This is a genomic window from Lactobacillus sp. ESL0681 (genome assembly GCF_029392835.1).
Taxonomy (GTDB): Bacteria; Bacillota; Bacilli; order Lactobacillales; family Lactobacillaceae; genus Lactobacillus.
Map to the genome: position 1 here is coordinate 1,185,244 of NZ_CP113943.1, position 19,057 is coordinate 1,204,300.

The following is a 19,057-nucleotide window of genomic DNA, read 5'->3' on the forward strand; positions in this document are numbered from 1 at the left end:
TACGATACTCGCTTCTAGTCATGCGTGAATTTTTACTCATGCTGTAACTCTTCCTTCCAGAAACATTATCCTAACACGATTATCTTGCAAATATTACAAATTTAATAATTTTTTAGCAATTCTTAGTGCTATCATAGAAATGATATGTTTTTTTACAAAAGGATGAGTGAATTTTGACCAAAAATATTAAATTATCAGCCAATTGGTACAAGGCATTCTACACCTTATGGCTAGGCTGTTTTATCACTGGTATGGGCTATTCAATGACCATGCCCTTTATTTCGTTATTTATTGCTGATCTTGGCCATTATAGTCAATTGCAAATCAGCATGTACTCTGGTTTGGCCTTCGCCGCAACTTTTATTGCACAAGCAATTGTTTCTCCTTATTGGGGCAATTTAGCTGATCGTAAAGGAAGAAAGCTAATGTGTATGCGTGCTTCTGGCGTAATGGCGTTAACGATTACTGCCACTGGTTTTGCACCAAACGCAGTTTATATCATTGTGATGCGCTTTATCCAAGGTGCCTTTTCCGGTTATATTAATAACGCCACTGCCTTAATTGCTGGTGAAACTCCCCACCAAAAAAGTGGTTGGGTGATGAGTCAAATGATGACTGCAGGAACTGCTGGTAATTTAGTTGGGCCTTTACTTGGCGGAGTGTTATCAAGTTTCTTTGGTAATTTGTTAGGCGGTGCCTGGGGTTATCGAATTCCTTTCTTCATTACTGGCTTTTTAATGTTATTGGTGTTCCTTGGTTCTACCTTTTTAGTTCATGAAGATTTTACTCCAATTCCACGGACAGAGCTGAAACCAATGAAGGAAATCATGCATACGCTGCCTAATACCAAGTTAATTATTGTTATGTTTATTACAACCTTATTGGTACAGGCAGCTAACATGTCAATTGATCCAATCGTCTCACTTTACGTTAAGTCAATGATGCCAAATAGTAAAAACGTCGCTTTTATTGCTGGTATTGTTGCTGCAACACCAGGCTTAGGAACACTGCTAGCTGCTTCTAAAGTTGGTCATAAAATGGATGAAATTGGACCCTTAAAAATATTACGACTTGGCTTAATAGCTGGTGCCATCTTGTTTGTGCCAATGGCTTTAACTAATTCGCCATGGGTTCTAGCCGGTTTACGCTTTTTATTAGGAATTGCTAGTGCCGCAATGTTGCCAGCTGCTCAGACTGTACTAACACTCAATACTCCTGCAGAAAGTTTCGGACGGATCTTTAGTTATAACCAATCTTTTCAAGCAGTTGGTTCAGTCTTTGGCTCACTGATGGGCTCGACTATTTCCGGAGTCTTCAACTACGCTAGTGTCTTTTGGACAACCGGAATTACATTGTTACTCAATTTTATTTTAATTATCTTTTTCAGCTTCAAAAAATCAGCTAAGTAAAAAAATACTGCCTATAACTCTAAAGTTACAGACAGTATTTTTATTTTTGAAAGGGTATAAAATTATCGAGTATTATTTATTTTTACCAGCGTTATAGTATTCCAAACTACCAATCTCACCTGATAGTTTAAATTTACCATTGCGGTAAGTTAACTTCGTGACTGAATCATTAGCCAATCCAGTTCCTTCATATTGTGGATAGTCTTGTGTTGATAAGAATAGGTTGATTGACATGCCTGAACTTACAACTAAGACATTGCCACCTTTTTTCTGTTGTTTTTTAGCGATTGCTTTTAGAGCAGCTGTCATTCTCTTTTCAACTGTTTGAGAGCTTTCTGCACGATAAGCGTCTGGCAAAGTCGTATTCAACTTATTTTCTTTATCTAAGCCATAGTAGCCATCCTGCATTTCATTCTGGAATCTCTTACCAGCCTTAGTTTGGAATTCTTCCATGCTACTATAGCCCAAATATGCCGAAATTTCTGGCACATTTTTAGCCATATCAGGACGACCTTCATAACTACCATAATTGCATTCACGTAAACGTTGATCAATTTGTAATTTTACTTTTTTATTGCCGGAATACTTGAGAGCACCTTCAGCTGTCTTTTCCTGACGAGTTAAATCGCCAGAATACGCAGCCTTGAACTTAGTACCTTTTAAGCCTCGACCAAGGTATTCTGCACCTTTGCCCCCGTTATCAGTCAGGGTAAAATCACTCCAACCTTGAGCTAGATGCATTACGTTAGCAGTTGTTTCACCGTGACGAGTTAAATAAATTGTCACTGGCTTAGTTGTATTCTTACTCTTGGCCTCAGCGGGATTTGAGCTAATCAGAAAAGTGGTGGATAAACTTGAGATTAAAAGCAGCGCTTTTATCAATTTGTGTTTCATTTCTTTTTGCCTTTCCAAAGTTTTAACTTTGTTATTTTAGGTCGGAACCGTTAGTTTCAATTACCTTCTTGTACCAATCAAATGACTTCTTCTTATAACGATCAAAACTACCATTGCCTTCATTATCTTCATCAACATAGATAAAGCCATAACGTTTAGACATTTCACCGGTTGAAGCACTGACTAGGTCAATACAACCCCAAGGAGTATAACCCATTACATCAGCACCATCATCAATCGCTTGTGAGATAGCTTCAATATGTTCACGCAAATAATCAATCCGATAATCATCTGCAACATAATGATTTGTATCTGGTTCATCAAATGCACCTAGACCATTTTCAACAATAAATAATGGCTTTTGATAACGATCTGATAATTGATTAAGCGCAATTCTTAGACCAGTTGGGTCAATTTGCCAACCCCAGTCACTAGATTTTAAGAATGGATTCTTAACACCGCCCATCAAATTACCATTAACAGTCTCAGCATCCTGATTAGTGACGTCAACAACTGATGACATGTAGTAACTGAAGCCAATGTAGTCCACCGGATTCTCAGCCAGTAAGTCTAATTCTTCCTGGGTAACATCCAAATCTTCTGGCTTTACACCATTACGAGCTAATAAACTCTTGGTATAAGCTGGATAATGACCACGAACTTGTACATCTGCACAGAAGAAATTATTAGCTTGATTATCCTGCAATGTCGCTAATTGATTGGCAGGATTAGCATCATAACTATAAGTAGTTGCATACAAAATCATACAACCAATTTGTAAATCAGGATCAAGTTCATGACCGATCTTAACAGCCTTGCTGCTAGCAACGAACTGATTATGCCAAGCTTGGTAAACATTCTTCTTATCATTAGCACCGTTAGCAGCAACTAGCCCTTGGCTCATTACCGGAAAATGCGCTGCACTATTAATCTCATTGAAGGTCATCCAATACTTAACTTTATCGTGATAACGAGTCAAAACAGTCCGTGCAAATCTTTCATAGAAGTCAATTAACTTTTTATTCTTCCAAGCACCATACTTTTTAACCAGATTTAATGGCATTTCGTAATGTGAAATGGTAATCACCGGTTCAATATTATACTTCAAACATTCGTCAATCACTTCATCATAAAATTTCAAGCCAGCTTCATTAGGCTCGGTTTCATCGCCATTAGGAAAAATCCGTGACCACGCAATTGAAAAGCGATAACATTTAAAGCCCATCTCGCCGAATAAGGCAATGTCCTCTTTAAAATGGTGATAATGGTCAATTCCAACATGGTTAGGATAGTACTTATCTTCATCAATAGTAAAATCAAAGTCTGGTGCATTGACTACCTTCATCCGATCGCGACCTTCTGGCAGAATATCAGGTAAGGACAACCCTTTGCCATCTGCTTGATAGGCACCTTCTAATTGATTAGCAGCGGTTGCTCCGCCCCACAAAAAATTCTTAGGAAAATTATTCGTCTTCATATATACCAACCTTTCTTATTTAATTTATTCTAAGTCAAGCAACTGATCACCGATTTTGACCTGATCGTTAGCCAGCACTTTAACTTCCTGATAACTATTAGTATTAGTAACAATTACTGGTGTTGTAACTACATAGCCAGCTTTTTTAATAGCCTCTAAATCAAACTCAATTAATGGATCGCCAGCTTTAACAGTTTGGTCTTTTTCAACTAAAGTCTTAAAGCCCTTGCCATCTAATTCTACTGTATCCATTCCAATATGAATCATCACTTCAGCGCCATTATCTGAAATCAAACCAATGGCATGTCCAGTTGGGAAAACCATCGCAACCTTACCACTAAGTGGTGAACAAACTTTGCCATCGCTAGGATTAATTGCTACACCTTTACCCATTGAACCGCTTGAAAAGACTTCATCTTTAACCTGCTCTAATGGTACTATTTCACCATTTACAGGTGCTGTCAACTTTTCTGGGATAACAGTAGCTGCTTCATTAGTGACCACCTTATCAGCTTCATGAGTAGCTTCTGCGCCAGTTCCTGCAGGCGCTGCTTCTACTAATGGTTCATCAACTGAACTCTTGCCAAAAATCATTTGTAAAACAAAGCCTAAAACAAGTGCCAAAGCCATTGCAGCGATTAAACCGTAAAATCCACGGTCCATACCGTTCTTGCCCATGGCATCCGGAATCGCAAAGATTCCCATTCCGGCCATAATATAAACCTTAGTACCTAAAGCACCAATCAAAGCACCACCAACAGCTGAAGCAATACAACTAATGTAGAATGGTTTCTTACGTGGCAAGGTTACCCCATAAATAGCAGGTTCGGTAACCCCAAATAGTCCAGAAATTGCAGCCGAAATTGATAAACTCTTAGTTTTTTCGTCTTTAGTTTGGAAAATAATAGCTAATACAACACCAGTTTGCGCAAATGAAGCGGCCAATGAAAGACCCAAGATTGGATCGTAGCCCATTGCTGCAATATTGGCCATCATAACGGCCACAAAACCCCAATGAACGCCAAAGATAACAAAGACTTGCCAGAAGGCTCCCATCAAAATACCAGCAATAATCGGGCTAAAGTTATAAATACCACTTACGATTGCCGAAATCCCGTCACCAAGCCAAGTAGCAATTGGCCCAATAATTAATAAGGTAATTGGTACTGTAATTATTACTACCATTAATGGTACTAAGAAAGTCTTGACCACATCAGGAATAATCTTACGCGCCAGCTTATGTACCTTAGACGCAAACCAAACTGCTAAGATAATTGGAATAACTGTTGAAGTATAATTCATTGAAATTACGGGAATTCCCAAAAATGTCATATGAATTGGTGCTTCAAAAATGGTTCCTTTAAATAGTGTAAATAATGTAGCTTTACTACTAGTCATTGCCACAATTGATGGATAACAAAGTGCTGCTCCGATTACCGCACCCAAATAGCTATCAATTTTGAACTTTTTAGCAGCTGAAATTCCTAGAACAATTGGTAAGAAGTAGAACAAACTATCACCAATTGCATTTAAGACAATATAAGTACCGGACTTTTCAGTGAGCCACCCAAAAGCAACAAACATGGCGTTGAAGCCCTTGATCATTCCAGTAGCACACATTGGTCCTAAAATTGGTGTAAAAATACCAGAAATTAAGTCAATGAACTTATCTATAAGACTCATGTTGCTATTATCAACATAGTCATCAGCTACAGCTCCGCCGTCAGCAAAGCCACCAACTTTAATCAAGGTATCATAGACATCAGCAACGTTATTACCGATTACGATTTGATACTGACCACCTGACTTAACCAGCGATATTACGCCATCAGTCGCTTTAACTGCCTCATCGTCAGCTTTTTTCTCATCTTTTAACTTAAATCTGAGTCTAGTAGTACAGTGAACAACGCTAGCTACGTTATCCTTACCACCGACTCCGTCGATAATCTTTTGACTTAATTCTTCGTAAGCCATAACTTCCTCCTTAAATTTACAAAACAAAAACCCGAGGGCTTAGAGAAACTCCCTTTACTAACATGTAAAAGAATCTTCTCTAAGCCTTCGGGCTAATGCCTGTTAATTACAGTAACACGCCTTTTGGCTAAAAAACATTTGTTATTTTACTTCTTTAATATCACTTTGTCTATGGGTAACTCGCCAAACATGTAAGGTTAGATAAACTTCATCATCAGGTTGCAAGTCCCATCCGGCCTGTTTATGCAAGTAAGTTCCAATTTTTAATACCGTAGCATAAGCCTTTGGATATTTATCCTGCATTAGTTTTAGCAACGCGCTATCCAATTCTTGACCACTACCAATATCATCATCGCTACTAGTGATATGACGTACCATGAATGAACGTAGATGTGTCATAAAGCGACTAAAATTAAACGATTCTGTATCTAATTGAATTCCATATTGGTATTCAATAATTGCAACCACACCACGCACTAACTTAGTAATTTTAATCGTATCTTGCAGCTTAGTTTGGTCCGAATCGGCATTAATAAAGTGATAGGTTAACAAAACTGTCTCACTTTTGGGCAAATCTAATTTGCTCTCATCACGCATTAACTGCAGTGCCTTCTTAGCAACTTGAAACTCTTTAGGAAATAATTTTCCTACTTCCCAACGCACAGTTTCTTGACCTAATTCCAAATGCTCATCGGCACGCTTAAACATAAAATCAATGTGATCAGCTAGAGATAGGTATTGATAATCAGAAAAGGTAATATTTAATTCTTTTGAAGCTAAATCAATGACGTCAGTAGTTAAATTCAAAGTCCTTGCATCAATATTGCTGACACTATCAATCATTTTGATATTCTTTTGGACAGCGACAAAACGCCGAGTAATTTTCGCTTCATCAATCGCATCGCCTGCTTTTTTGCCAAAGCCAATTCCGTTACCAATTACAACCCAGTCAACCCCAGATTCATCTGACACCAAAGCAGCGTTATTGTTAAAATTCTTAATAAATTTCACTCAGCCAACTCCCTTTTCCAATAAAAAAGCCTACAAATAACCATTCCAATTATGGTAATGCTTATTCATAGGTTAATGCCTGATCGAATCAGTAACACGCTCAATACTTTTTTAATTATAAACAAGTGTTAAAGCGATTTCAATACTTATTTGCAAAAAAATTTTAAGTATTGCAAATTAGTGCTACGTTTTAGTAGTCATTAGGGTTAGCTTGGGCAGGTTGATATCTATCTGCATCGTTATCTTGATAATCCCACCATTCACTTTCATACCCATGAAAACCAGCTAGTTGCATCGCATTATCCAAAATTTGGTAATTACGCTCTTGCTGCCCAGTTCTGGGGTAATTCCTTAATGCCTTACCCGTAAAATCATCAAAACCGCTTTGCATCGGCAGTTCCTTGCCAGCTAGATCCGTAATTGTTAAATCAAAAGTAACACCTTTTTCATGACTGTAATTAGGATTAGGAGCCGCCACCCATTCATCGTGTGGATAAATCTGATACATTCTTTTTTGCGCACTGTTAGGACGAAAAGCATCCCAAACCTTAATGCGATAACCTCGCTCATACAATATTTTAGCAGCAATGCCTAGCTTTCTAGCCGTACCCGCCCTAGCAATGGCAGTAGTAAAGTCATAAATTTTATGTCCAGTAAAATTATCTGGTGTTGCGTACTTTAAATCGACGATTATGTTCGAATCAACTTTTTGAATATTTAAAAATCCAGGATCTGGCTTAATTGCAGCTACTTGAGCCTCTATCTGTTTTATGTTCATTCAAAACTACCTAACTTTATTCGTTAACTGGATATTTATGTCTAAAGTAATAATAAACCCCTACCGAAAGTGCTGGAATCAATAGCCCTAGTAATGAAGTTACTGGATCATCAAAGAAATTATTAATCAAAATAATTAAAAACGCAATTACTGCAATAATCACGGTCCAAGGATATGCCCAAACCTTATATGGTCTTATAGCATCTGGCTTACGATGACGTAAAACTGGTACAGCCAAAATTGATAATAAGTTAAAGATTGCCCCACTAAAGACTACTAAAGAAGTCAGTTCATTTAGATCACGTGTTAATACTAAGATAATAGAAATTATCATTTGCATTAATAGACCATGATCAGGAGTGCGGTACTTAGGATGAATATGACCAAAAGTTTTCCATAATAATCCATCCTTAGAAACTGCATAATAATAACGTGAAAATGCTAGAATCATCCCATTTAATGAACTAATCATAGCCAAAACCATGGTTACTGCAACCAAAATAGTCCCAGCATAACCCATAAAACTCTGGGCAACATTTGTCCCTAAATATAATTGACCAGCTTTAATCGATTTAGCAATGGCTTTAGCTGGTAATGAGCGATAAATAGCAAAATTAAACAAAACATAAACAATTGTCGTAAAACCTACCGACAGAATCAATGCTTTAGGTAAATTCTTTTGGGGATTTTTCATCTCTCCAGCCACTGTATTTAAATTGGTCCAGCCTTCAAATGCCCATAATGAAGCAATTACCGCAAAGGCAATCATCTGAACAATATCCATTAAATTGCCATTACCTACAGGCATCTTTAAAGATAAGTCTGGTAAATAGTGACCGCCAAAAATTCCTAAGCCAATAATTAAAACTAACGGTAAGATTTTTAATACCGTAAAAAAGTTTTGCACTACTTCACCGATATTTACGCCAAAGTAATTGACAATTGTAAAAATAATTATCAACAAAATCGCGATCATTTTGACCGTTAAATCATTAAAATGAAAAAAGCTCGTTAATGCCATCGGCAAGGCAATTGCAATCGCAGCAATAGAACCTGGACCACCAATGACCATGCTTTGGAAGGTAAACATATAACCAACTACTGGTGAATAGGCATCTGAAAGATAAACATAAATTCCACCAGTTTCTGGATTCATTGCTCCCAGTTCTGCAAAGCAAAGACTACCCAATAAGGTAACTAATCCGCCAACTAACCAAGCCAATAACGCATAACCCATTGACATGTGCGAACGTTGTAAAACATACGATCCGATGTAAAACACACCTGAACCAATCATTATACCGACTAAAATACTACTTCCACCAAAAACCCCAATCGAGCGTTTCAAATGTGGGGTATTTTCTTCTTGTTTTGCTTTCAATATCCTGCTCCCTAACATAATAACGATAATTTGAAAATTTTGATCAAAATAAAAACCTCATTGTAAATACAATGAGGTAAAAATTGAAATCCTAATTAGATAGCACTCCCCAAAAAGCTTGGGACAGTCTACAAGATATGCTCTTGTAGCCCAACCAAAATACTTTGCGAACAATATTTCAGTTTCGGCAATAACTCTTAACTTAACCATCTTCGCTCTTCGCACGCTCAAGTAAAGCTAATAATCATTGCAACCTCTATTGTAATAAAAATACTAGACTCAATATCTTACTTTGTCAATAAGCCTTATCTAATTAATAATTGGCAAAATTAGCAAGTCAATTATGCTATTATTAAGTTAATCAATTCTAGAAAGGAGTCTTATATGAAAACAATCTATCATTTAAAAAAGCAACAGCTAATAGTGATTAATAGTTACTCTGCTACCTTAGTGAATAATCATTTACAAGTAATCGACAATCTCGAGTATGCCAGTCAATTATCAGCACAAGAGCTAGTCCAAGATAACGACGGTAAACTCTATTTTTCAACAACGACTGGCCTAGTAGCTTTTTCGCAGGCTTATTTTCGCAACTTTAACTTTTTTCATGAAGTCAAACTTTATCCACAATCAAAGTGGGGACGTATAAAGCGGAGTCATGGTAGTCAGCTCTATTCTGACCAGCACCAATTATTAGATCATTTACCACTAAAAAGTCCTGTCCAAATAATCGGCAATGGGTACGATCTGTTCCACCAACCATGGCTTAAGACAATCGATGGTGGCTGGCTAAAGCAAGCTGATATTTGGCTCGATAATGAACCTTTAATTACTCATCAGCATGACTTAATCCAGCAAGCTACTATGGTTATTAATCCGCAAGGAACGTGTTGTTTTAATCAAGCAGGTCAGCCAATAAATATCATTCCTGCCAAAACCAAGTTTAAAGTACTAGCAGTAATGGATGATCAATTTGGTAACGAGTTCTTGCAAGTTGGCGAAAATAAATTCTTGCCTACAACAGACTGCCTATTAGGTCAGCTACCTGCTGAACTGCCCAACCAAGATCTCTGGCAATTACCAACTGAAAACATTAACCAAATGTTTTGGCAAATTGAAAATGGTTGCGAAGCTGCAGCCTTATTAATGGGTTTGCACTATCACCACCATCTAGAATCAACTGACTATCAAAGCTTCATTGATAAAATGCCAATTGCACCAGATTACAATCCTTATCATGGTTTCGGCGGATCACCCTACAAAAATGTTAAGGGTAGATTTGAAGCAATCTTTCCACCTGCATTGCTGAGATGGGGACGCAATTATACTTACCTGCGAGATCTAACTGGCGTAACTGAGTCAGGTTTAATTGCCGCTTTAAAGCGTGGCAATCCCGTTCTAGTTTATGTAACAATCAACTTTGACAAACCAGAACCAGATACGTATCCTTGGGGTAAAACTTATAAGAATAATCATGCAGTCTTGCTTGACGGCTTTAGCCAAGATCTATTCCACGTTTCTGATCCAATTAATGGTCATTATTGGATTAGTAAGCAGCAATTTGGGCAGGCTTATCAAGTCAGAAAATGGGCCATTGAAATTTATTAATAATTGAGAAAAGGAAGTAATATTATGGGACTTAATAAACCACTTTTAAACGCTAATAGCGATACACAACCAGGTATCAACAACTTAATCACTGATGTAGCTGGAATCACTGTTGGTCACAAAACCATCAGCAATGACAAATTCAAGACAGGTGTTACTGTAATTGAACCCTGTCAAGACAATATCTTTAGAGAAAAGATGCCAGCTGCTGTCCACGTAATTAATGGCTTTGGTAAAAGCACCGGTCTAGTACAAATTGAAGAATTAGGCACAATTGAAACCCCAATCGTTTTAACCAATACACTTAGCGTTGGAACGGCTTATACTGCTTTAGTCAAAAGAATGCTGGCTCAAAATCCAGAAATCGGCTTATCTACTGGTAGCGTTAATCCAATCGTAATGGAATGCAATGACAGTACCATTAATCATATTCGAGATCTAGGGGTAACTGAGACTGATGTTACTGAGGCTTTTGATAATGCCAAAATAAAGTTTACTGAAGGAGCTGTCGGCAGTGGTACAGGAATGAGCTGCTATGATCTTAAAGGCGGCATCGGTTCTGCTTCCCGCCAAGTTAAAATTGATGATAAGACTTTTACCATGGGAGCACTAGTTATGTCTAATTTTGGCTTTGGCGAAGACTTGAACATCTATGGTCATGCTATTGGCCAAAAAATCACGCAACTAAAAAAGGAAAAAGAAAAAGGTAGCATTGTTACAATAATTGCTACCGATATTCCTTTTAACTCACGCCAACTTAAGCGGATTGCTAAACGCTCAAGTGTTGGCATCACTCGGACAGGATCCTTTACTGGTAACGGCAGTGGTGAAATCACGCTAGCCTTTTCTACTGCTAATCGTGTTAGCCATTTTCCTAAAGATGAATTAAGTAATATTCAGGCAATTACCGATGACAAGATTGATCGCTACTTCCGCATGACTGTTGACATTGTTAACGAAGCCATCTTAAGTTCTCTAGTCCATGCCGAAACTACGCTAGACCGTGAAGGCAAGCCAATGTTATCGCTAAAAGATGCCTTGAACAAGTTAGGAAATGATCAAGAAGCACTCCAGCTTAAAACAGAACTAGGTCTTTAATCATTATTAACAACTAAAAATAAGACAACCTCAACTTAATAGTTCGAGGTTGTCTTATTTAGTTTGTACTATTACTTGCTACTCTAAATACAACTGTTGCAATTTCGTTAAATCAGCTTTACTAAAACCCAATTCTTTTTCAAAAAAGGTTGCAAAATCGCCCCAGCCACCACGAATTGTTTCCGTAATACCGCGAATCGCGGTTCCTTCACCTTTAGTCACATTCATTTTAGCAACCAAATTGGCAATTTCATCGTTAGTAGGCAATTGATGAGACACCGCAAAACCATACAGTTCATTAGTTAATAAATAATCGCGAGCAATCGTATCATCATCCATCCCCAATGCCATTAAGATTAATGCCGATACCATGCCAGTTCGATCCTTACCCGCACTGCAATGATAGACTAAGGCTGCATCAGTTGGCAAAGTCAATAACTGCATAAAAATTTGACTAAACATCTGCTGACTATGCTTATCCAATAACGTTTGCTGATAAATTTGACCAATAAAATTATCTTTCATATCTGGAATATGATGTAAAAAGCGATAAACTTGGTGCTTTCTGGGACTAGTATCTTCGGCGTAGATTGGCACATCAATAAACTTTGCCCCTGACCACAATTTATCTGGTGCGGTTTCTTTTTCATAAGCCGAACGTAAATCACAATCAACGGTGACATTCATTGCGGTCAGCCTAGCTTGATCAGCATCAGATAGTGCACTAAGTGAATCAGAACGATATATTTTATGCCACTTAAGTCTTTTCCCTGCTTCATTTTGATAACCGCCAAGATCTCGAAAGTTTACTGGCCCGTCAAATGCAACAATTCTCTCCTGTGCCATTTTATCTCCATAACTTAAACATCATCATGAGCAAAAGATTGGGTAGCTTTAACCGCCCGTTGCCAACCATGATAAAGTCGATCGCGTTCTGGCTGCTCCATCTTACATTCAAAGGTCTTACCGACCTCAAAAACGTCTTTTAACTCATCAGTATTTTTCCAATAGCCAACTGCCAGTCCAGCTAAAAACGCCGCTCCCATTGACGTGGTTTCAAGGGTCTTAGAACGCTCAATTTTAGTTCCTAAAATGTCAGCTTGAAATTGTAATAAGTAATCGTTATTAGAAGCGCCACCATCCACTCTCAGAGTAGGAATTTTAATTCCTGAGTCTTCCTGCATAGTATCAACTACATCACGAGTTTGATAGGCCAATGACTGCACAGTAGCTTTAATAAAGTCGTTCTTATCTGTTCCACGTGTAACACCAAAAACCGCCCCGCGCGCCTCAGAGTCCCAATATGGCGCGCCTAAGCCAGTAAAAGCTGGAACAACGTATATTTCATTTTCAGACTTAGAAGCCCGCGCCGCCTTTTCTGAATCAGCAGCGCTCTTAATCATCTTCATTGAATCCCGTAGCCACTGCACCGCACTGCCTGCCACAAAAATGGAACCCTCTAATGCATAAGAAACCTTACCATCGATGCCATAAGCAATCGTTGTTAACAAATTGTTATCAGATTCCGTCGGCTCTTCGCCGGTGTTCATCACAATAAATGACCCTGTACCGTAGGTATTTTTAACCATTCCTTTTTTCAGTGCAAGTTGACCAAACAGGGCTGCCTGTTGGTCACCTGCAATTCCTGAAATTGGCACTTTCCCACCGAAAAAGCGATACGACTTAGTACAGCCATAGACTTCCGAATTAGACTTAACAGTTGGCAACATTTTCTTAGGAATATTAAGCAGTTTTAGAATGTCATCATCCCACTCAAGATCATGAATATTAAACAACATAGTTCTAGAAGCATTAGTATAATCAGTAACGTGTACTTCGCCATCAGTTAGCTTCCACAACAACCAACTATCAATTGTCCCAAATAATAAATCGCCTTGCTCTGCCCTTTCCTGAGCACCAGCAACATGATCTAAAATCCAGCGAATTTTGGTCGCACTAAAATACGGGTCAATAATTAATCCCGTCTTTTTATGGATCATTTCACTATAACCATCGTTTTTTAGCTTTTCTGCTAATTCTGTAGTTTGCCGAGACTGCCAAACAATTGCATTATAGATTGGTTTGCCTGTTTTCTTATCCCAAATAACCGTCGTTTCTCGTTGGTTAGTGATACCGATACCCACAATCTGCTCAGGCCGAATACCCGAACTGATAATGGCATTGGCAATCGTAGTTTGCACTGCATGCCAAATCTCTTCAGCCTTATGTTCTACCCAACCAGGCTGGGGAAAATACTGGGGAAATTCTTTTTGTGAAGAAGCAACTTTCTTACCCTGATGATCAATGATCATTGCACGAGTTGAGGTGGTACCCTCGTCAATCGCCATAATGTATTTTTTCACCGTAATTATCTCCTTTTGCTAGGAAAGCGTTTTAGAATAATTTTACTACCAAGTTGCAGTTTTACAAGAAATAATTATATCATTATCGCCTTTTTAAAGTTATACTAGCGGATAAAGAGATCATTAAAAGAGGTGTCCATTTATGGAAGAAAAAATTATTGCTCTAACAATTGCCGGTAACGATAGTGATGGTAGTGCCGGGATGAGCGCGGATTTACATTCATTCTATGCACGCGAGGTCTATGGTATGGGGCTGCTTACTGCAGCAGTTGCTGGTAATACCACTGGCATTTATGCCCAAGAAGTCTTGCCAATTGCCTTTATCCAGAAACAATTTGAAGTACTTAATGCTGATTTTACTATTAATGCATTAAAAACTGGAATGCTAGCTAACAAAGAGGTCATTAGTTGCGTAGCTAAAAATTTGCGCAATTATCATATGGGGAAGATAGTCATTGACCCAGTAATTATGACTAAGCATGGCGATACATTACTTGACGACGATGCCTACCAAACCTTTTTGACAGAATTATTGCCACTAGCCGACATTATTACTCCCAATTTTTATGAACAACAAAGACTTACTGCTTCTACCCTAGGCAACAAAGCAGCAATTAAGCAAGGAGCTATCAAATTACAAAAGATGGGTGCTAAAAACGTATTAATGAAAGGTCGGCATGATGATACCAATCAAGATACTGTCACCGATATTTTCTTAGCTGCTGATGGCCAATTCTACGAGTTTACCAAGCCATTTATTAATACTGATAGAATTAATGGTACTGGCGATACCTTGTCTGCCGTCATTGCTGCAGAGCTAGCTAAAGGCTCGTCAATGTTTAATAGCGTCAAAATTGCTAAAGATTTTACTTATGAAGCAATCGCTCATCCAATTGCAGTTGGATCTAAATATGGTCCAATTAATCATCTAGCAGCGCAACAAGAAATAAAATAATTTTTTCTAGATAACAATATCAGTTATACTTTAACCAAATTAATTATGGGGTTGATAAATAATGAACAACGAAGCAATTAAAATTGCCTATTTATATGAAGACTTGATGAATACCTATGGTGATTCAGGCGACGTTAAAATCTTACAATTTTTACTAAAAAAACAGGACTATCAAACACAAGTCGATAATATCTCATTAGGTGACCCTTTCGACGCCTTTAATTATGATTTTGTCTTTTTTGGCGGTGGACAAGATTTTGAACAGACCGTCATTGCCCAAGATTTACAACGGCATGAACAAACATTGAAACAATATATTAATTCAGGTCATCCCATGCTAGGGATTTGCGGAGGCTACCAATTAATCGGAACATATTACAAGACTAGTTCTGGTACCACCATCAAAGGCCTTGATATTTTACCGTTCCACACAGTTTTTAAGGCTGACAACCGGATGATTGGTGATACCTACTATACAACCCAATGGGGTGACGTCCGAGCATTTGAAAATCATTCGGGTCAAACTTATTTTGATGATACCCAGCTGCAACCACTTGGTAAAATGGTCACAGGTTATGGGAACAATCCTCAAGACGGTGTTGAGGGTTTGCATTACCGCAATTTTATTGGCAGCTACTCCCACGGTCCGATTTTGAAAAATCTTAATATAGCCCAAGCAATTATGCAAATGATCCTTTCTTGGCATGGCAAGCGTTTGGCAGATTAACAATTAGGTGAGAAAGATTCTCGCCTTTTTGCTTGCTTAAATTATTATTTTAGCAAACCAAAATGTGCAATAATTAACTTTGGTATCTCAAAATATTCTTTATTAACTAACGGAAAACACAAAATGGATTATTCAACATACTTTACCAATAATACTACGTCAGCGATTGCTGCTGACTTAATCGGCCGACCTCTAACATATCATGATGGTACTCATTTACTCGGTGGTTACATCGTTGAAGCCGAGGCCTATCTTGGCATTCACGATCGTGCTGCCCACTCCTATGGCGGCCACCGCAGTCCCGCCAACGAAGGACTTTATCGAACAGGTGGGACCATTTACATTTACAGCCAACGGCAGTATTTCTTCTTTGACGTTGCCACCCAAGCATTAGATGAGCCACAAGGGGTTTTAATCAGGGCAATTGAACCCGCTTGGAGCATTGAACAAATGACTACTAATCGCTCAGGTAAAAGTGGTGTCTTACTAACAAATGGCCCGGCTAAAATGATGCAAGCGTTTGGTATTCACGACAAAAAGTGGAACTTACATTTTTTAAGTGACTCACCCTTTTCAATTGATTTATCCGAAACGCAAAAAAAGCGCGCCATTGAGATAACTGCTGGGCCTCGAATTGGCGTAACCCAATCTGAACTTGAATGGGCCAATAAGCCGCTGCGCTATTATGTTGCTGGTAATCCTTACGTTTCCAGAATGAAAAAACGCGATTATGCCGAAAATAACGGTTGGCAAAGATAATTTTTTAGTTATCGGTTTACCCCCCCAGAAAAAGAACTATAATAATTACATACTAAATTAATTTTATGAGGTGAAATAATGAAAATATTTACTAAGCTAAGTATCGGTTTAGCTGCTATGATAATGACAATTAGTCCCTTAGCAACCAGTACAGCTAATTTACAATCGGTTCAAGCTAAAACACAAGAACAAACAATAGTATTAACCCATCCCGCCTATCTCTATAATAAAAATGGTCACAAAGTTAAGGAAAAGATTGATAAAAATAATATGGTGCTTAATCCACCCGATGCTGATACTACTACTGATCCCAATGGCTATTATCATCTTGAAAATTATGATGTTACTAATTTTCCATATACTGGCAAGACACGCATAATTAACGGGCAAACTTATTATGATACAGGTAAAAATTATTATGTTAATGCAGCTGATGTTAAAGAAATAAACGGCAAAAATATTAAACAAAGTAAGTTAGTTCTTAACCACAAATCAGCTGTTTACAATAAAAAGGGGCAAAAAGTTGGACAAACTTATGCCAAAAATTCAATTATCAACTATGCTGGCAAAGTTAAAACTACTACTGAGATGCCTAAGTACTTCTTTTCGCAAGCTGAAACTAAAACGTACTCATATTTGACTACTCACCAAATTAAGGGTCATGATTATTATGCCCTTGGTCACAATCGCTATCTCAATGCCTATAACGTTGATAGCATTAATGGTGAACCCACACGCTATAATGGCGTTACCACAGCTAAAGTTATTAGTGACACAAAAACTCAAACTTTAACTAATGCCAGGACCAAGCATATTCTGAAAAAGGGACAAAAAATCAAGTTGGATCTAACAGTTACACCATGGTCTGAAGACTTTGGCGGTTACATTTACAGATTGCATGATTATCCAAATGAATATGTTAATGAATTTTACGTTCAACCTCGTGCTTCTTTACCAGTAACTGACTACACCAACCTTGCCTATAGCTTTGTTAAGCCTAATACAACTAATAATGTCCAAATCTATGACGTCAATGGTAAAGCTACCGATAGCAGTATTAAATATCATCAAGATGCTACTATTTCAGTTGATGGCTTAATTTATCTTTGGAATGCCAGTGAAAAGAAGGCAGAATTATTCTACCACCTGTTTTATGACCATAATGATACTAGCAGTGACACTGTTAACCCCGCTGACAAGCCAAACATTCCTACTAATAGCAATCCCAATACTGTAATAGCGACTCCAGTAAGTACGCAGCAGCCTACAGCTGCAGACCCTAATCTAACCAACAGATTTATTAAAGCTAGTGATGTTACTTTTACTAATGGTATTAAACTGACACCAATCAATACGGCTAAAGAAGTAACTGATGAGGCACAAAAACCAATCACTGATAGTACCAAGAAAGAATTGCAAGACCTGATTGCCCAAAGCCAAACTATTAAAAACAGTGATGCTTATCATTCAGTTGTTCGCTACAATTACGATAATGCATTAACTTATGCAAGTAATCTACTTAAGTCTAATAAAGCTACTGTTGCCCAGGCTAAAGAAGCTATCTGGTTACTTAAAACAACACAAACTCAATTAACGACACTTGACTTCGAAGATTGGAGCTAAAGCTCACACAACATTTAAAAGAACCAGTTTACCAAAGTAGACTGGTTCTTTTTTATTAGATCTTAGTAAATTAAATAATATTAGTCTTACCTTCCTCTTGGACTAACTTCCAGCCAGTAACAAAATGCTGCTCACGCAAATTACACAAGTCGTGATAATCACTTTCCAGACTATCAATCGCATCCTGAAGCTGCTTGTTCTGTCTGCGTATTTCATTCAATTCAGGATCGTTAACCACTCCTTTAAGATGCATTGTTGCAGCTAGCGAACGTCTTCTTTCCTCAAACTCACCTTTTAAGGTTGCCAGCGTATTCTCATATGTTACTAGCTTTTGATTAACCTGCGAAATCTGGTTATTTAACTGCATAAATAATTTAAACGGCATGTTGGATTTTATTCGATTGCACTCTTTACACGACAGTATCAAATTATCAAAGTCATTATTATGCGATAGCGATACTGGGTCCTTATGATCCACGCTGTGACCACGGCGACCACAATATTGACAGCGATAATGATACTTGACGCGAATCCGTTCACGATCAATATAATCAACTTCATTTAATTGGAAGTTAACTGCTAAGCCCAATTTTTCTAAGTTTTCAGCAAAAGTTAAATCTTTGCGCGGCACAAAACTTATTTTTCCTATTTCACTAGCAATTACCGCCTTATTAAAATCTGATCGCGGTAATTGCTGCTGTGCTAGACTATTACCGTCATAGTCTTGAATCAAGGACTCATAACATTTTCGTTGTTGTTTATCAGTAATCAAAAATTGCCTATCTTCGCTAGCATCACTGCCGGTAAAGGTATACAGCATACTTTGCGCAAAAATCTGTACTGCAATATTGGCAAAATTTTCGGGCCTTTGACCTCGCTCCAGGCACAGATCACAAACACTAGTCAGTTTAGGATTTATTAATCCTTCCTGCTTAAAATGAACGGAATTCATGCGTAAGCCGCATGCACTGCATTGGAATTTCACTTAGGTCTCCTTTGA

Annotated in this window: 16 protein-coding genes; 7 read left to right on the plus strand and 9 right to left on the minus strand. The window is 37.9% G+C overall.

Annotated features, from left to right (window positions below; translation table 11 throughout):
• Window positions 1-173: 173 nt before the first annotated feature.
• Window positions 174-1,409 carry an MFS transporter gene (locus tag OZX59_RS05655; protein ID WP_277125109.1) on the plus strand — a complete coding sequence of 412 codons (1,236 nt, stop codon included), beginning with the start codon at window positions 174-176 and terminating at the stop codon, window positions 1,407-1,409.
• Window positions 1,410-1,481: 72 nt separating this feature from the next.
• Here the strand turns inward: OZX59_RS05655 and OZX59_RS05660 are convergent, their stop codons facing one another.
• The 6 genes from OZX59_RS05660 to OZX59_RS05685 all read right to left on the minus strand — a co-directional run bounded on the left by OZX59_RS05660 (window position 1,482) and on the right by OZX59_RS05685 (window position 8,924).
• Window positions 1,482-2,303 carry a histidine phosphatase family protein gene (locus OZX59_RS05660; RefSeq protein ID WP_277125111.1) on the minus strand — a complete coding sequence of 274 codons (822 nt, stop codon included), beginning with the start codon at window positions 2,301-2,303 and terminating at the stop codon, window positions 1,482-1,484.
• A 31-nt stretch (window positions 2,304-2,334) separates the two neighbouring features.
• A complete protein-coding gene (locus tag OZX59_RS05665) occupies window positions 2,335-3,780 on the minus strand; it encodes a 6-phospho-beta-glucosidase (RefSeq protein WP_277125113.1) in 1,446 nt (481 codons plus the stop codon).
• Between the two features lie 24 nt (window positions 3,781-3,804).
• Window positions 3,805-5,754: a beta-glucoside-specific PTS transporter subunit IIABC gene (locus tag OZX59_RS05670; protein ID WP_277125115.1), complete on the minus strand. Its 1,950-nt coding sequence runs from the start codon at window positions 5,752-5,754 to the stop codon at window positions 3,805-3,807.
• 141 nt (window positions 5,755-5,895) lie between these two features.
• A complete protein-coding gene (locus tag OZX59_RS05675; RefSeq protein WP_277125117.1) occupies window positions 5,896-6,765 on the minus strand; it encodes a PRD domain-containing protein in 870 nt (289 codons plus the stop codon).
• A 190-nt stretch (window positions 6,766-6,955) separates the two neighbouring features.
• Complete coding sequence (locus OZX59_RS05680; RefSeq protein WP_277125119.1) at window positions 6,956-7,543, minus strand: M15 family metallopeptidase; 588 nt, start codon at window positions 7,541-7,543, stop codon at window positions 6,956-6,958.
• A gap of 16 nt (window positions 7,544-7,559) precedes the next feature.
• Window positions 7,560-8,924 (minus strand): amino acid permease, encoded by a 1,365-nt coding sequence (locus tag OZX59_RS05685; protein WP_277125121.1) that lies wholly within the window; start codon window positions 8,922-8,924, stop codon window positions 7,560-7,562.
• A gap of 384 nt (window positions 8,925-9,308) precedes the next feature.
• Between OZX59_RS05685 and OZX59_RS05690 the strand changes: the two genes are divergently transcribed.
• Window positions 9,309-10,532 carry a C39 family peptidase gene (locus tag OZX59_RS05690; protein WP_277125123.1) on the plus strand — a complete coding sequence of 408 codons (1,224 nt, stop codon included), beginning with the start codon at window positions 9,309-9,311 and terminating at the stop codon, window positions 10,530-10,532.
• 24 nt (window positions 10,533-10,556) lie between these two features.
• A complete protein-coding gene (locus tag OZX59_RS05695) occupies window positions 10,557-11,630 on the plus strand; it encodes a P1 family peptidase (RefSeq protein WP_277125125.1) in 1,074 nt (357 codons plus the stop codon).
• A 78-nt stretch (window positions 11,631-11,708) separates the two neighbouring features.
• On the opposite strand, the gene OZX59_RS05700 is transcribed toward OZX59_RS05695, so the two are convergent.
• Both OZX59_RS05700 and glpK read right to left on the minus strand, forming a co-directional pair.
• Complete coding sequence (locus OZX59_RS05700; RefSeq protein WP_277125127.1) at window positions 11,709-12,476, minus strand: tyrosine-protein phosphatase; 768 nt, start codon at window positions 12,474-12,476, stop codon at window positions 11,709-11,711.
• A gap of 14 nt (window positions 12,477-12,490) precedes the next feature.
• Window positions 12,491-13,993, minus strand: a complete 1,503-nt coding sequence (gene glpK / locus OZX59_RS05705) for a glycerol kinase GlpK (RefSeq protein WP_277125129.1) — start codon at window positions 13,991-13,993, stop codon at window positions 12,491-12,493.
• A gap of 142 nt (window positions 13,994-14,135) precedes the next feature.
• Here glpK and thiD point away from each other — a divergent pair, with 142 nt between their 5' ends.
• The 4 genes from thiD (at window position 14,136) to OZX59_RS05725 (ending at window position 18,057) form a co-directional block, all read left to right on the plus strand.
• A complete protein-coding gene (gene thiD / locus OZX59_RS05710; RefSeq protein WP_277125131.1) occupies window positions 14,136-14,948 on the plus strand; it encodes a bifunctional hydroxymethylpyrimidine kinase/phosphomethylpyrimidine kinase in 813 nt (270 codons plus the stop codon).
• A 61-nt stretch (window positions 14,949-15,009) separates the two neighbouring features.
• Window positions 15,010-15,675 carry a cobalamin biosynthesis protein CobQ gene (locus OZX59_RS05715; protein ID WP_277125133.1) on the plus strand — a complete coding sequence of 222 codons (666 nt, stop codon included), beginning with the start codon at window positions 15,010-15,012 and terminating at the stop codon, window positions 15,673-15,675.
• A 123-nt stretch (window positions 15,676-15,798) separates the two neighbouring features.
• Window positions 15,799-16,434, plus strand: coding sequence for a DNA-3-methyladenine glycosylase (locus OZX59_RS05720; RefSeq protein WP_277125135.1), 636 nt, complete (start codon window positions 15,799-15,801; stop codon window positions 16,432-16,434).
• A 78-nt stretch (window positions 16,435-16,512) separates the two neighbouring features.
• On the plus strand, window positions 16,513-18,057 hold the full coding sequence (locus OZX59_RS05725; RefSeq protein WP_277125137.1) for an SLAP domain-containing protein: 1,545 nt from the start codon (window positions 16,513-16,515) through the stop codon (window positions 18,055-18,057).
• 70 nt (window positions 18,058-18,127) lie between these two features.
• Here the strand turns inward: OZX59_RS05725 and OZX59_RS05730 are convergent, their stop codons facing one another.
• Complete coding sequence (locus OZX59_RS05730; RefSeq protein WP_277125139.1) at window positions 18,128-19,042, minus strand: HNH endonuclease signature motif containing protein; 915 nt, start codon at window positions 19,040-19,042, stop codon at window positions 18,128-18,130.
• Window positions 19,043-19,057 lie beyond the last annotated feature (15 nt).